The organism is Microbacterium sp. NPDC079356, from assembly GCF_049545465.1.
Classification (GTDB): domain Bacteria; phylum Actinomycetota; class Actinomycetes; order Actinomycetales; family Microbacteriaceae; genus Microbacterium; species Microbacterium gawkjiense.
This window is the reverse complement of sequence record NZ_JBMWDN010000002.1, coordinates 516,554-530,948: the sequence shown is the minus strand read 5'-3', so window position 1 is coordinate 530,948 and position 14,395 is coordinate 516,554. Positions and strand designations below refer to the sequence as shown.

Annotated in this window: 11 protein-coding genes; 4 read left to right on the top strand and 7 right to left on the bottom strand. The window is 71.1% G+C overall.

From position 1 onward, the window contains the following. Positions 1–113: 113 nt before the first annotated feature. From ACPEH0_RS07330 to ACPEH0_RS07315, 4 genes are all read left to right on the top strand, one after another. Positions 114–1,496: an MFS transporter gene (locus ACPEH0_RS07330; RefSeq protein WP_366213624.1), complete on the top strand. Its 1,383-nt coding sequence runs from the start codon at positions 114–116 to the stop codon at positions 1,494–1,496. Between the two features lie 44 nt (positions 1,497–1,540). After that, positions 1,541–3,415 carry an FAD-dependent monooxygenase gene (locus tag ACPEH0_RS07325; protein ID WP_366213957.1) on the top strand — a complete coding sequence of 625 codons (1,875 nt, stop codon included), beginning with the start codon at positions 1,541–1,543 and terminating at the stop codon, positions 3,413–3,415. A 390-nt stretch (positions 3,416–3,805) separates the two neighbouring features. Beyond that, on the top strand, positions 3,806–6,091 hold the full coding sequence (gene treS, locus ACPEH0_RS07320; RefSeq protein WP_366213625.1) for a maltose alpha-D-glucosyltransferase: 2,286 nt from the start codon (positions 3,806–3,808) through the stop codon (positions 6,089–6,091). Positions 6,092–6,153: 62 nt separating this feature from the next. Beyond that, on the top strand, positions 6,154–6,453 hold the full coding sequence (locus ACPEH0_RS07315) for a DUF3072 domain-containing protein (protein ID WP_423719435.1): 300 nt from the start codon (positions 6,154–6,156) through the stop codon (positions 6,451–6,453). 24 nt (positions 6,454–6,477) lie between these two features. Here ACPEH0_RS07315 and ACPEH0_RS07310 read toward each other — a convergent pair whose 3' ends face one another. The 7 genes from ACPEH0_RS07310 to ACPEH0_RS07280 all read right to left on the bottom strand — a co-directional run bounded on the left by ACPEH0_RS07310 (position 6,478) and on the right by ACPEH0_RS07280 (position 14,393). Next, positions 6,478–7,719: a maltokinase N-terminal cap-like domain-containing protein gene (locus tag ACPEH0_RS07310; protein WP_366213626.1), complete on the bottom strand. Its 1,242-nt coding sequence runs from the start codon at positions 7,717–7,719 to the stop codon at positions 6,478–6,480. Between the two features lie 75 nt (positions 7,720–7,794). Then, complete coding sequence (locus ACPEH0_RS07305) at positions 7,795–9,261, bottom strand: sensor histidine kinase (RefSeq protein ID WP_366213627.1); 1,467 nt, start codon at positions 9,259–9,261, stop codon at positions 7,795–7,797. Beyond that, the gene (locus tag ACPEH0_RS07300) at positions 9,258–9,986 is read right to left on the bottom strand and encodes a response regulator transcription factor (protein WP_366213628.1); all 729 of its coding nucleotides are present in this window, start codon (positions 9,984–9,986) and stop codon (positions 9,258–9,260) included. Before ACPEH0_RS07300 ends, ACPEH0_RS07305 begins: the two co-directional genes overlap by 4 nt. 78 nt (positions 9,987–10,064) lie before the next feature. After that, a complete protein-coding gene (locus ACPEH0_RS07295) occupies positions 10,065–11,852 on the bottom strand; it encodes a carbohydrate-binding domain-containing protein (RefSeq protein ID WP_366213629.1) in 1,788 nt (595 codons plus the stop codon). Beyond that, entirely contained in the window at positions 11,837–12,640 is an 804-nt protein-coding gene (locus tag ACPEH0_RS07290; protein WP_366213630.1) for a polyphosphate polymerase domain-containing protein, read from the bottom strand. Before ACPEH0_RS07290 ends, ACPEH0_RS07295 begins: the two co-directional genes overlap by 16 nt. Next, positions 12,637–13,257, bottom strand: coding sequence for a DUF4956 domain-containing protein (locus ACPEH0_RS07285; protein ID WP_359920990.1), 621 nt, complete (start codon positions 13,255–13,257; stop codon positions 12,637–12,639). The genes ACPEH0_RS07290 and ACPEH0_RS07285 overlap by 4 nt, the downstream gene beginning before the upstream one ends. Next, positions 13,254–14,393 carry a GtrA family protein gene (locus tag ACPEH0_RS07280; RefSeq protein ID WP_366213632.1) on the bottom strand — a complete coding sequence of 380 codons (1,140 nt, stop codon included), beginning with the start codon at positions 14,391–14,393 and terminating at the stop codon, positions 13,254–13,256. Before ACPEH0_RS07280 ends, ACPEH0_RS07285 begins: the two co-directional genes overlap by 4 nt. Positions 14,394–14,395: the final 2 nt, after the last annotated feature.

The window sequence follows — 14,395 nt, the reverse complement described above, 5'->3', positions numbered from 1 at the left end:
GAGCTCCCTCGCTCTTGCGGCATATCCCAAATCGTATATTATCTAACCGACCGCAGGCAACACCCCACCGGGAGCCGCGGCCCCGACAACGTCGTCACCAGGAGTCAATGAAGATGAGCGAATCCTCGCGCACGGGGTTCACCCCCACCGGAACGATCAGCAGCCCCACCGACCGTCGCCGCGTCGTGTTCGCAACCGTCGTCGGCACCACCGTCGAGTGGTACGACTTCTTCATCTACGCCCAGGCGGCGGGGCTCGTCTTCGCGCAGCTGTTCTTCGCGCCGCTCGGCGAGAGCACGGCGACGATCCTGTCGTTCCTCACCGTCGGCATCAGCTTCCTGTTCCGCCCGCTCGGAGCGTTCCTGGCCGGACACTTCGGCGACAAGTACGGCCGCCGCGTGGTGCTGGTGGTGACGCTCATCCTCATGGGTGTCGCGACGACGCTCGTCGGCCTGCTGCCGACCTGGACCGTCATCGGCCTCGCCGCCCCGATCCTGCTGATCTTCCTGCGCATCCTGCAGGGCATCTCGGCCGGCGGCGAGTGGGGCGGCGCGGTGCTCATGGCCGTGGAGCACGCCCCCAAGCAGAAGCGCGGACTGTTCGGCGCCTCGCCGCAGATCGGTGTGCCGATCGGTCTGCTGCTGGCCTCGGGGATGATGGCACTCATGTCGGTGCTCGCCCCGGGCGACGCGTTCCTCGCGTGGGGCTGGCGCGTGCCGTTCCTCTTCTCGATCGTGCTGATCCTCGTCGGGTACTACATCCGCCGTCGCGTCGAGGAGAGCCCCGTGTTCCTCGAGCTCGCCGAGCGCAAGGAGCGCACGCGCACCCCGATCGTGCAGCTGTTCCGCAAGCACGCCCTTCTCGTTGTCATCGCGGCGCTCGTCTTCGCCGGCAACAACGCCGCCGGCTACATGACCACCGGCGGCTACATCCAGAACTACGCCACAAACCCCGAGGGGCCGCTCGCGATGGACCGCAGCGGTGTGCTCCTGGCCGTCACCGGCTCGGCGCTGTTCTGGCTCGCCTCGACCTGGACCGCCGGCTGGATCAGCGACCGCATCGGCCGGCGCTCCACCTACATCGGCGGCTGGATCCTGCAGCTGATCGGCGTGTTCACCCTCTTCCCGCTCGTGAACACCGGGGACCTCGGCCTCCTGTTCACGGCCCTCGCGATCCTCGCGATCGGCCTCGGCTTCACCTACGGGCAGCAGTCCGCGTACTACGCCGAGCTCTTCCCCGCCTCGATCCGGTTCTCGGGCGTCTCGATCTCGTACGCGATCGGCGCGATCCTCGGCGGCGCGTTCGCCCCCACCATCGCGACCGCGCTCGTCCAGGCGACGGGGTCGACCTGGTCGGTCGCGTTCTACCTCGCCGGGATGACGGTGCTCGGCCTGCTGGCGACGCTGCTGCTGCGTGATCGCACCGGCATCCCCCTCGGGCCCGATCACGAGGAGGAGCAGGCGAAGAGCCCGATCTACGGGGTGTCCCGGGCCTGAGATCCCGGATGCCGCATCCGACCGTCCTCCCGAAAGCGAGCACCATGCAGTTCCACCACCACGGCTACGTCTCCGGGGACCCTCGCGTCGAGAACGCCGCCGGCACGGGGATCGACCGACCCGAGGAGCTTCCCGATGAGACCGACGTCCTGATCGTCGGGTCGGGACCGGCCGGGATGCTGCTGGCCGCCCAGATGTCGCAGTTCCCGGCGGTCTCGACGCGCATCATCGAGCGGCGCGGCGGGCGGCTGCCCCTCGGGCAGGCCGACGGCATCCAGCCGCGCAGCGTCGAGACGTTCCAGGCGTTCGGGTTCGCCGAGCGGATCACCGCCGAGGCCTACAACATCGGGTACATGAACTTCTGGGGCCCGGACACGGAGGACCCGTCGCGCATCCGCCGCACCAGCCGCACGGAGGACTACGGGCTGAAGATCAGCGAGTTCCCGCACCTGATCGTCAACCAGGCGCGCGTGCTCGACTACTTCGCCGAGGCGGCGGCGCTCGGCCCCGGCCGCATCCGCCCCGACTACGGCGTCGAGTTCGTCGGACTCACCCGGGACGACGCGGACGAGTACCCGCTCGCGGTGCGGGTGCGCCACGTCGAAGGTGCGCGGGCCGGCGAGGAGCGCACGATCCGCGCGAAGTTCGTCGTCGGGTGCGACGGGGCGCGCAGCGGCGTGCGCGAGGCGATCGGCCGACGGCACGTCGGGCGGTTCGCGGCGCACGCGTGGGGCGTCATGGATGTGCTCGTGAACACGGACTTCCCCGACTGGCGGATCAAGTGCGCGATCACCTCCGAGGCGGGCAACATCCTGCACATCCCGCGCGAGGGCGGGTACCTCTCGCGCATGTACATCGACCTCGGCGAGGTGCCCGACACCGACAACCGGGCGGTGCGCAGCACCCCCATCGAGGAGATCATCCGCCGCGCGAATGAGATCCTGCACCCGTACTCGATCGACGTGAAGCAGGTCGCCTGGCACAGCGTGTACGAGGTCGGGCACCGCGTCACCGACCGGTTCGACGACGTCGAGGACGGCGACGGTCGCACGCCCCGGGTGTTCCTCACCGGCGACGCCTGCCACACGCACAGCGCGAAGGCGGGGCAGGGCATGAACGTGTCGATGCAGGACGGGTTCAACCTCGGCTGGAAGCTCGGCCACGTCCTCACCGGGCTGGCACCGGCATCCCTCCTGTCGACCTACTCGGGCGAGCGTCAGCCGGTCGCGCAGCAGCTCATCGACTTCGACCGCGAGTGGTCCTCGCTCATGGCCCGCAAGCCCCACGAGATCTCGGACCCCGACGACCTCGCGAACTACTACCTCGCGACCGCCGAGTTCCCCTCGGGGTTCATGACGCGCTACGAGCCGTCGGCGATCGTCGCGGACGACCGGCACCAGGCGCTCGCGGAGGGCTACCCCGTCGGCAAGCGTTTCGCGTCGGCCCCGGTGACCCGGGTGGGCGACGGCAACGTCGTGCACCTCGGCCACCATGCCCGCGCCGACGGACGGTGGCGGGTCTACGCCTTCGCCGACCCGGATGCCGCGGCCCTGGGCACGTGGGCGGAGTGGGCGGCATCCGCCGATTCACCGCTGGTGCGGTTCACGCCCGCCGGCGCCGACGACGACGCGGTGTTCGACGTGAAGGTCGTGTACCCGCAGTCGTACGACGAGGTGGATCTGCTCGCGGTGCCGGAGGTCTTCCGCCCGCGGACGGGACCGCTCGGCCTCATGGACTGGGAGAAGGTCTACGCGGCCGGGCCCGGTGCCTGGAACTCCGTGGACATCTTCGCGGAGCGCGGCATCGACCCCCGCGGCGCCGTCGTGGTGGTGCGCCCCGACCAGTACGTCGCCGCCGTCCTGCCGCTCGAGGCCACCGCTGAGCTCGACGCCTTCCTGTCGCGCGCGTTCGCGGGCTGACCTCACGCCACGGGCGGGTGGGCGTCGACCCGACCCGATCGGCGCCCATCCCGCGTGCGAGACCGCACTTCGCGTCGGGTCGCGGCCGCGAGGGGTCGCAGATGGTCGGGCAGGATGCCGGGAAGCGACCATCCGCGACGTCTCGTCGCGCTCGCGCCACGCCCGGGCTTCCCCGCCGACCCGACGCGACGTGCGCCCATTCCGGCCCCGAAGCCGTACTTCCCGTCGGCTCGCGGCGTCGAGACGTCGCAGATGGTCGGGCAGGATGCCGGGAAGCGACCAGCTGCGACGCCTCGGCGTTCGGGCGGGCCGAGCGCGGCATCCATATCGCGGCGAGAAACTCGGCACCACCCCTTCCGGGCGACGGGGCGGAGTTCGTAGCGTGGAGCCATGGCGCGTGACGACGACCGACCCGAGGACCTCTACACCGGACCCATCGACCTGTCGGCGCTCGCCGCGGAGGACGGCGATCTCGAGATGCCCGAGATCAGCTACGACGAGCAGCGGTACCCCGCGCGCCCGCGCCGGCTCCGCCCGCGCGACAACCTGCGCGGCAGCAGCGTGCGCCGGATCCGCACCGACCCGCGTACGGCGAACGGGACGAACCCGTCGTACGTCGAGTGGCTGGTGCGTCAGTCGATGCTGAAGGATGCCGACGTCCTGGCGCGCCAGCTGTCGGGGCAACCCACGATGTGGCGCAACGCCTATGCGCGCCCCGACGCCCGCCGGGCGATCGCGACGAGCGACGTGTGGTTCACCGCGTACCCGATCTCGCTCATCACGCGCCCGGGCCAGTCGTTCCTGTCGGCCCTCGGTGACGACGAGCTCTGGTCGGTGTTCGAGCGGATCGGCATCACCGCCATCCACACGGGGCCCGTCAAGCGCGCCGGCGGCATCGAGGGGTGGGGTGAAACCCCCAGCGTCGACGGGCACTTCGACCGCATCAGCACGGCGATCGACCCCGCGTTCGGCACGGAGGACGAGTTCCGCACGCTGTGCGACGTGGCCGACTCGCACGGCGGCAGCATCATCGACGACATCGTCCCCGGCCACACCGGCAAGGGGGCGGACTTCCGCCTCGCCGAGATGGGGTTCAAGGACTACCCCGGGATCTACCACATGGTCGCGATCCCGCCGGAGGACTGGCACCTGCTGCCCGACGTCCCCGAGGGCTACGACAGCGTCAACCTCGATCCGGCGACCGAGCACACCCTCGCCGAGCACGGGTACATCATCGGCGCCCTGCAGCGCGTCATCTTCTACACGCCCGGGGTGAAGGAGACGAACTGGAGCGCGACCGCTCCCGCCATCGGTCCCGACGGGGTCACGCGCCGCTGGGTGTACCTGCACTACTTCAAGCAGGGACAGCCCTCGATCAACTGGCTCGACCCGACCTTCGCCGGCATGCGCCTCGTGATCGGCGACGCCCTGCATTCGCTTGGCGAGCTCGGCACGAGCGCGCTGCGCCTCGACGCGAACGGCTTCCTCGGGGTGGAGAAGAGCGCCGAGGGTCTGCCCGCGTGGTCGGAGGGGCATCCGCTCTCGCACGCCGCGAACCACATCATCGCGGGCATGGTGCGCAAGGTCGGCGGCTTCACGTTCCAGGAGCTGAATCTCACGATGGAGGACATCCGCGACACGGGCGCCGTCGGCGCCGACCTGTCGTACGACTTCATCGGACGTCCGGGCTACCACCACGCCCTCGCCACCGGGCAGACCGAGTTCCTGCGACTCGCGCTCACCTCATCGCTCGCGCTCGGCGTCGCGCCGGTACAGCTCGTGCACGGGTTGCAGAACCACGACGAGCTCACCTACGAGCTGGTCCACTGGGCGACCCGTCACGCCGACGAGGAGTACGGCTTCCGCGGCGAGACGATCACGGGCGGAGAGCTCGCCGAGGTCGTCCGCGCGGAGCTGACCGAGAACCTGGTGGATGCCGGTGATTACAACCGCGTGTTCACGCAGAACGGCATCGCCTGCACGACGACGTCGCTCATCGCGGCGACCCGCGGCATCCCGTCCCTCGACGACATCACCGACGACGACGTCCCCGCGATCCGCGACGCGCACCTCCTGCTGTGCGCGTACAACGCGTGGCAGCCGGGCGTGTTCGGGCTCTCGGGCTGGGACCTCGTCGGCATGCTGACGCTGCCCGCCGACGAGGTGGCCGACCTGATCGGCGCTGGCGACACCCGGTGGATCGAGCGCGGTGCGCACGACCTGCTCGACGTCGACCCGGGCGCGACCCGTTCGACCTCGGGCATGCCGCGCGGCCGGGCGCTCTACGGTCCGCTGCCCGCGCAGCTCGAGGACCCCGACTCGTTCGCGTCGCGCCTGTCGGCGATCATCGACCTGCGCCGCGCGCACGGGGTGGCGACGGCGACGCAGGTCGACATCCCCGAGGTCGCGCACGCCGGCATGCTCGTCCTGGTCCACCGCCTGGACGAGGGGATGCCGGAGGCCGACGCTCCCATACAGGTGACGGTCCTGAACTTCTCGGCCGAGCCCATCGAGGGCACCGTGCGGTCGGAGCACCTGACGCCGCAGAGCGATGTCCGTGACGCGGCCGCCGACGAGGTCATCGGTCGCGTCGACGACCTGCAGAGCTTCTCGGTGTCGCTGCCCGCCTACGGCGCCCGGTTCCTGCTGCTCGAGCCGCAGGCCGAGGAGGACTGACGGAGCGGATGCCGGGGCGCAAGCCCCCCGGCGATGTCCGGCGCCCTGCGTAGCGTCGTCCCATGAGCGACGAGACCACCCCCATCGAGAACGACACCACCGACCCCGCCGAGGGTCACGCGCTTCCGCCCGAGACCGGGCAGTCGGGCGAAATGCTCGGCGGCCCGAGCGGCGACACCGCCGTCAAGGACCCCGAGGAGGGGGTCACCGGTGACGAGCCGATGACCGGCGCGCAGCGCAGCTACCTCGACACCCTGGCGCGGGAGGCGGGCGAGCAGATCCCCGCCGACCTCACGAAGGCGCAGGCCTCCGAGCACATCGACCGTCTGCAGCAGGCGACCGGGCGCGGCGCTTCGGACTGACCGTGACGGCGTCGCGCCCGCCTCTCAGGCGAGCGCGACGTCGATGCCGGCGAGCGGCACGGCCAGCCAGTCGGGCCGGTTGCGCGCCTCGTAGATCGACTCGTACACCGCCTTGTCGAGCACGAGCGCACGCAGCAGCACCGGGTCGAGGGCGATCGCTCCCGGCGCGTCGGCGTAGGCGGTGAGGAACGCCTCCCGGCATGCGGCCGCCCAGGCCGCGGCATCCGGTCCCGCGCCGACGGCGCCGGCGTAGTCGAAGGAACGCAGCATTCCGGCCACGTCGCGCGGCGGGAGGTCGGGGATCGCCCGCTCGGCCATGGGGCGCAGGGGTTCGCCCTCGAAGTCGACGATCCGCCAGCCGCCGTGCGGCACGGCGAGCACCTGTCCGAGGTGCAGGTCGCCGTGGATGCGCTGCAGTCGCGGCCAGGGGCGGTCGAGCGCGGCGGCGTACACGGCGTCGATCGCCGCGAGCCGGTCGGCGACGGCGGGGACTTCGGCGGAGGCGATCGCCAGGCGTCGACGCCAGGCGCGGCCCACCGCGGCGAGCTGGTCGGGCGAGGCATCCATCGATTCGAGGGCGTCGCTGAGCGCGCCGTGCACCCCGGCGACGGCGACCCCGAGGTCGTGGGCGGCGTCGGTGAAGTCGCGGCCCTCGCGGGCGGCGTCGAGTGCGATCGCCCACCCGTCGCGCACGCCGGGCAGGAACTCCTGCGCGAACCCGAGGGTCCCGCGTGCCGCGCCGGAGTCGCGGCCGACGTCGGGCCATTCGGCATCCGCGCTGCCGTAGAAGCGCGGCACGTACGGCGAGCCGGCTTCGCTCAGCACGCGCTGCACCGTGACGTCGGGGTTCTCGCCGTGGTGCAGCGTCCGGAAGAGTTTGAGGATGATGGCGGGTGCGCCGTCGACGTCGTAGACGATCGAGGTGTTCGACTGCTCGCCGGTGAGCACACGCGAGCCCGTCACGCGGCTCGTGTCGACACCCATGTCCGCGAGGAGGCCGACGGTGAAGGCGGGATGCCGGGTGGCATCCACCATCGCACGCCCTCCCGCGGTCGTGGTGACGACCTCCAGGTCGCCGGGGTCGCTCACCTCGGCGAGCGGCACGTTGTAGAGCGTGGGCACCGCGCCGGCGTCGTCCATGAGGAGGTACCGGGTCGCCCCCGTCATGGACTGCGTGTCGAGCATGCGGAACTGCGGATCGTGGCTCTTGCCCGCATACCAGCGCTGCCGCGCCACCCAGGCACCGAGGTCGTCGTCGAATCCCACACGTCTAGCCTGGCCTGAGCAGCCGCCCCGGGGAAGGGGTGGACGAGGAATCGTCGAGACGTTATGGGACGGCGGTCACGCCAGCGGCAGGCGGAGGGTGAACGCGGTGTGTCCAGGGGTGCTCTCGACCCCGATCGAGCCGTCGTGGGCGGCCACGATCGCTTCGGCGATCGACAGGCCGAGCCCGGTACTCCCGGCATCCCGGTTGCGCGAAACGTCGCCCCGCGCGAACCGTTCGAACAACCTGTCGCGGATGTCGGGCGCGATCCCGGGTCCGTCGTCGGTCACCTCGAGCACCGCATCCTCGCCGTCCAGCCGGAGGGCGAGGACCACGCGGGTACCGGGTGGGGTGTGGGTGCGCGCGTTGCGCAGGAGGTTCGCCACCACCTGCCGGAGCCGATTCTCGTCGCCGGTCACCTCGATCGTGTCGTCGTCGCCGAGGTCGAGCAGCCACGTCCGCGTGGGGTCGGCGGCATGGGCGTCGCTGACCGCGTCGATCGCGAGCATCGTGAGGTCCATGCTCTCGCGGCGCAGCCGCTGACCGGCGTCGAGCCGCGCGAGCAGCAGCAGGTCCTCGACGAGGTCGGCCATGCGGGTGGACTCCGAGGCGATCCGGTCGAAGGCGCGTTGCTGGGTGGGTGTCATCGGCGCGTTCTCGCCGAGGGAGAGTTGCGCGTACCCGCGGATCGACGCGAGAGGCGTGCGCAGCTCGTGACTGGCATCGGCGATGAAGCGCCGGAGCTGATCCTCGCTGTGCTGGCGCGAGGTCAGCGCCGACTCGATGTGGGCCAGCAGGACGTTCAGGGAATGACCCACCCGACCGACCTCGGTCGCGGGATCGGTGTCGCGGTCGGGCACGCGTTCGGGGATCTCGACCTCGCCGATGGCGAGCGGGCGCGCCGCGACGCGGTCGGCCACCGCGGCGACACGGTCGAGAGGGCGCAGCGTCCGGCGCACGACGAGCGACAGCCCGATGAGCACGAGCAGCAGTGCCGTGCCGGCCACGGCGACCTGGATGACGGTGAGGGCGGATGTAGTCGCGGTCACCTCGTCGAGCGAGATGCCGGCGACCACCCGCATCCCGTTCTCCTCCTGAGCCGCGAGGCGGAACTCGCCGAGGCTCCCGCCGAGGTCGACCGTCTCGGGTGTGCGCGAGGGGAGCTCCGCGCGCGTGATCGCCTCGAGCTGACTCTCGTCGAGCGTCGTCTCCTGGCCGTCGTCGCCCGTGTAGCTCGACGACACCACCGAACCGTCCGAGGCGAACACGGCGTGCAGCGACCCGATGCGCGGTGCGGGACCTTCGCGGTCACCGGAGGCGCCGCCGGACGGGAACGAGCCCCCCGGCATCCCTCCGCCGACGCGGACGATCTGCAGGGTTTCCAGCACCTGGCCGTCGAGCCGGTCGTAGACGAAGGTCCGCAGAGCAAGCGAGGTCGCCAGGCCCGTGACGAGCAGGGCGATCGCGACGAGCGCACCGGTGCCGACGACGAGGGTGCGCCGGAGTGTCCAGCGTCTCCGTCCGCTCCGACCCGTTCCCCTCATGAGGCGGACTTGATCGTGTACCCGACGCCCCGCACCGTGTGGATCAGCGGTTCGCCGAGGGTGTCGATCTTCTTCCGGAGGTAGGAGATGTAGATCTCGACGACGCTCGACGTGCCGCCGAAGTCGTAGCTCCACACCTGGTCGAGGATCTGCGCACGGGAGAGCACCCGTCGGGGGTTCTGCATGAGGTAGCGGAGCAGCTCGAACTCCTTCGCCGTCAGCTTGATCGGGATGCCGCCGCGCTCCACCTCGTACGTCTCCTCGTCGAGCGTCAGGTCTCCGACCCGGAGACGGGTCTCGGCCGCGGCGGCCGCGGCCACGTGACGACGCGCCATCGCGCGCAGTCGGACGACGACCTCCTCGAGGTTGAAGGGCTTCGTCAGGTAATCGTCGCCGCCGGCGCTGATGCCGGCGATGCGATCCTCGACCGCATCCTTCGCCGTCAGGAAGAGGACGGGAACATCGTTGCCGGCGGAGCGCAGGCGGCGCAGCACCTCCATGCCATCGATGCCCGGCATCATGATGTCGAGCACGAGGATGTCGGGGCCGAATTCGCGCACCAGGGTGAGGGCCTCCTGGCCGTTCGCGGCGGTGCGGGCGTCCCACCCCTCGTTCTGCAGCGCCATGCGGAGCAGATCGCTGAGGTTCGCCTCGTCGTCGACGACCAGCACGCGGATCGGGGAGCCGTCGATGTGGGTCATCGGGGTCGGGCGGGTGGCGTTCATGGCATCAGCTTTCCGTGTTCGAAGGGGGAATGCGACCGTGCGACGGCCCGGAAAGGCACGCCGCACGGTCGCGCGGGATCAGGAGCGTTCGCCGGCGCCGGCGGCACCGTCGGGGGCGGTGCCGCCGCGGGGGCCGCCGCCCATTCCGCCCCCCATCCCGCCGGTGACGGCTTCTCCCGCCGTCACCGTGACCGACGTCGCGCCCGCCGACACCGTGTAGGTCCCGTCGGCGTCGATGTCGGACGAGGAGAACACCACGGTCTGGAACTCCTTCTCCGCCGTGGTGGAGGAGACGACCGTGCCGTCGGCATCCGTGATCTCGATCTCATCGCCGGCGGATCCGCTGACCGTCGCGGCGATCCATGCCTGCGCGCTGCCGCTGTCGGGCGACTCGGCCATGCCGGAGCTTCCCACGGCGAGGAGGGTGCCGCCGGAGACGTCGAAGCCGCCGTTGCTGTCGAGCGCGCCGTTGCCCGCCGAGGTCGGGCCCCAGACGACGATGTCGCCGCCGGTCACGGTCACGGAGCCGTTCGAGTCGATGCCGTCGCCGCCGGCATCCACCGTCAGGGTGCCTCCCGAGATCGTGATGGTCTCACCGGTGTCGGCCATGCCGCCGCCCATGCCGCCCTGGGCGGAGTCTCCGGAGGCGGTCTCCGAGCCGGCGTCGCCGCTGCCGTTCAGCCCGTCGTCGGAGGAGGTGACCGCGACGTCACCACCGCTGATGGTGATGTCGGTCGCCTCGAGTCCCTCGTTCGACTGTCCGACGGTCACCGTGCCGCCACCGATCTCGAGCGCCGCCTCGGCGTGCGCACCGTCGTCTCCCGCGCTGATCGTGACCGCTCCGCCGAGGATCCCGATCGAGCCGTCGGAGTGCAGGCCATCGTCCGTGGCGGACACGTCGACCGAGCCGTCGCCGATCGCGACGACGACCCCCGCGCTGATGCCCTTCGAGCCGGCGTCCGCCGCCCCCTCGGCGCTGATCGACACCGTCCCGCCCGTGATCACGGCATCGGTGGTTGCGGCGATGCCGTCGTCGCCACTGGTGGCGGTGATGTCACCGCCGGAGATCCAGACGTACCCACGGGTGGCGTCTTCGTCGTCGTCGCTCTTGAGTGCATCGCCGCCGGCAGTGACGTCGAGCGTTCCGCCCGAGATGACGAGGGCGTCCTTGCCGCGGAGGGCGTCGTCGGCGGCATCCACCGTGATCGTCCCGCCGATGATCGCGAGGTCGTCCGTGCTGGCGATGCCGTCGTTGCCGTTCCCCGAGATGACGAGCGAACCGGTTCCACCGATGGTCAGGTCGGCATCGGCATAGATCGCCGCGTTCGCTGCGGCGCTGTCGTCGTAGCTCGTGGCGTCCGAGACCGAGTTCTCGCTGCCGTCGGCGAGGGAGATGGCGACGTCGTCGGCCGTCGTGACCGAGATGGCGGCGCCGTCGTCGTTCGTGATGTCGACGCCGTCGAGGATGAGGACGACCGGCGCGTCGTCGGGTGCGGCGACGACGACAGATCCGGCGAGGTCGCCGCTGAGCCGGTAGACGCCGGCGGCCGAGATGGTGACCGTGCCGCCGTCGACGCTCACGCCGTCGCCGGACGTCGTCGCGGTCGATCCCTCGAGAGTGACGTCGATCGCGTCGCCCGCCGACCACTCGTCGTCGTCCACGACCGTGGCGTCCTCGTTGGCGGCGAGCACGGCCGCGGGGTCGAGGTCGGAGTCGATGTCGGCGACCGCGACGGTGGCGGAGTCGTCCGTCGTGGATGTGGTTCCGCTCGTGCCGGTCGAGGCGACGCCGGTGACGGCGCACCCCGCGAGGACGAGCCCCGCGAGGGCGAGGGGGACGGCAGGAAGGATCAGGCGGCGGCGCATGGCAGCTCCTCGGTGTGGATGGTGGTGGATGCGGGGGAGAAGGGGCCGCGCAGGAGGCGTCCCCAGCGGTTGCGGGGGAGTTCGGGGCTCATCGCGGCGAGTCCGGTCGCGTATTTGCTGACCGAGACGGGACGGTGCCCGGCACGCCACAGCAGTCGGTCGAGGGCGGATGCCGACGACGGCGACTTCGTCTCGACGATCGCCAGATCGGGGAGGGCGAAGCCGGAGCCGTCGGGGCGGTCCCAGCGCAGGTCGGTGTCGATGGTCGCCCGCGACGACTGGTCGGGGGCGAGGAGTGTGGCACGCGCGTACCGGGTGACGAGCGTGGCATCCAGCTCGTCGACGCGACCGCTGTCGACGCCGATCGTGGCGAAGGCGGCGGCGACCTCTTCTTGGGCTTCGGGGGTGAGGATGGCGCGCTGGGCGACGTCGTACTCCGACCGTTCCTTGACCGTCGTCCCACGAGCGCCGCGCGTCTTGATCTCGAGGTAGGCGGCGTGGGTGTCGACGTAGGTGCGGGTACGGAGCTTGAACCGACGACGGCGCGGCTGCGCGGCCATATGGAAGCTCAGCAGGTCGGGGGTGTCGAAGTAGACGGACTCGTAGGCGAATCGGCGGGCGCCGCCGATGTCGAGGACGCGGGTGCGCTCGTCGACCCGCGAGAGCAGGCCGCCCAGTGCGGACTGGGGCACGACGTACTTGCGGTCGACGCGGGCCAGGAGTGCCGCCTCGGCCACCATGTCCTCGAGGCTCACCCCGTCGAAGCGGGCGAGGGCGTCGGGGCTCATCGGACCGCTCCGGCTGCGAGGCGGCCGTCCACCTGCGACCCCGCCGAGTCGGGCGCGGGACGATCGTTGTCCGCGATGCGGTAGCGCACGTCGACGGTGGTCGTGTCGTTCACGAGGTCCAGCTCCTGCACGGTCAGCGAGGTGACCTCTCCGCCGAGCCGCTGCCCGACGAGGGCGCGGAGCGCGGTCTCGTCGGCCTCGGCACGGTCGAGGCGCACCACTTGGTGGCGGCTGCGGGAAAGCAGACGCGGGTGGTCGGCCGCCCACATCACGACGAGGATCAGCGCGATGAGTCCGGTGACGGGCAGGATGTCGGTGGTCGGGAGGCCGGCCATGAGGCCTGTGGCCAGTGCGGCGAAGTAGTAGGCCACCTCGCGCTGCGAGATCTCCGACGACCGGAGCCGGATGATCGAGAGCACACCGAACAGCCCGAGGCCGAGTCCGAGCGCGACCTCGGCGGTGCCGAGGACGGTCGCGACGGCCATCACCCCGACGTTGACCCCGAGGAAGGCGACGACCAGGTCGCGGCGGCGGTGGCGTCGGTAGTAGAGCCCCAGGCTGAGGATGAGGGCGGCGGCGAGGTCGATCGCGATGAGCGAGATCGAGACGATGGTCATGGGTTCCTCCGTGGGGATGTGGTGACGATCTCCATTCGAGTGGCGGCACCTTCACCGTTCCTAAGAGGCGCATTGACCGCCGATTCGAGGCGGGAAACGCGCGGCTTCCGGCCGAACACCACGCTCCGCTGGATGAGGTAGCCGAGCGCGAACAGCGCCGCCTCGGTGACGAGCTTGGCGGCGAGCAGCGGCATCCCGGCCGCGGTGAGCATCGTCATCCAGGCGACGTTCGAGGCCAGCAGTGCGCCGGCGAGGAGCGCGTACCGTGTCGCCTGGCGGCGCAGCGCACCGGTACCGTCGCGACGGAAGACGACGTGCCGATTGACGACGAAGTTCACGGTCGCGCTGACGACCCGGGCGACGACGATGGACGGGATCAAGGCTCCCGTCACCGCGGTCAGGACGAGGAGCAGCAGGGTGTCGACGGCGAACGCGAACAGCGACGAGGCCGCGAACAGCAGCAGCGGCACCCCTACGCGCAGGGTGTCGACCAGGGGGCGGAAGTGGCTCGACGCGTTCCCCGCCACGTAGACGGTCTCGATCGGGACCTCGCACGTCTCCCACCCGTCGCGGTGACAGCGCAGGAGCACGTTCTGCTCGTACTCGAAGCGGTCGCCGCGCTGCGCGAGCAGCCAGGGCAGCATGACGGGCGGGATGCCGCGCAGCCCGGTCTGGGTGTCGGAGAGGGTCCATCCCGCCGCGAGACGGAACGTCGCCCGCGCCGCCGCGTTGCCGAGCCTGCTGCGCATCGGATTGCCGCGTCGGCCGGTGTCGCGGCATCCGAGCACCATCACCGGCGCGCCGGAGTCGACCGCGGCGACGGTGGCGGCGCCGACGTTCAGGATGTCGGCGACCGTGTGCTGGCCGTCGGCATCGGCCGTGACCACGGAATGTCCGGGGAAGGCGCTCATCGCGTGCCGGAACCCTGTGCGCAGCGCTGCGCCCTTCCCCTGGTTCCGCACGTGTCCGAGGACCGTCGCCCCGAGCGACGCGACGTCGTCGAAGACGGCGGCATGGCGGGGTCCGCTGCCGTCGTCGACGACGACGATCGGGATGCCGGGGGCGGAGATCGTCAGCGCGCCGACCAGGTCGGTCAGGGCGACGTCGGGTTCGTAGGCCGGGATGAGGATGATCACGG

Excerpts from the sequence above, each read along its gene's own strand:
- ACPEH0_RS07315 (WP_423719435.1), top strand. The coding sequence starts at position 6,154 with ATGAGCGACGAGACCACCCCCATCGAGAACGACACCACCGACCCCGCC.
- ACPEH0_RS07325 (WP_366213957.1), top strand. The coding sequence starts at position 1,541 with ATGCAGTTCCACCACCACGGCTACGTCTCCGGGGACCCTCGCGTCGAG.
- ACPEH0_RS07330 (WP_366213624.1), top strand. The coding sequence starts at position 114 with ATGAGCGAATCCTCGCGCACGGGGTTCACCCCCACCGGAACGATCAGC.
- ACPEH0_RS07295 (WP_366213629.1), bottom strand. The coding sequence starts at position 11,852 with ATGCGCCGCCGCCTGATCCTTCCTGCCGTCCCCCTCGCCCTCGCGGGG.
- ACPEH0_RS07285 (WP_359920990.1), bottom strand. The coding sequence starts at position 13,257 with ATGACCATCGTCTCGATCTCGCTCATCGCGATCGACCTCGCCGCCGCC.
- treS (WP_366213625.1), top strand. The coding sequence starts at position 3,806 with ATGGCGCGTGACGACGACCGACCCGAGGACCTCTACACCGGACCCATC.
- ACPEH0_RS07290 (WP_366213630.1), bottom strand. The coding sequence starts at position 12,640 with ATGAGCCCCGACGCCCTCGCCCGCTTCGACGGGGTGAGCCTCGAGGAC.
- ACPEH0_RS07300 (WP_366213628.1), bottom strand. The coding sequence starts at position 9,986 with ATGAACGCCACCCGCCCGACCCCGATGACCCACATCGACGGCTCCCCG.
- ACPEH0_RS07305 (WP_366213627.1), bottom strand. The coding sequence starts at position 9,261 with ATGAGGGGAACGGGTCGGAGCGGACGGAGACGCTGGACACTCCGGCGC.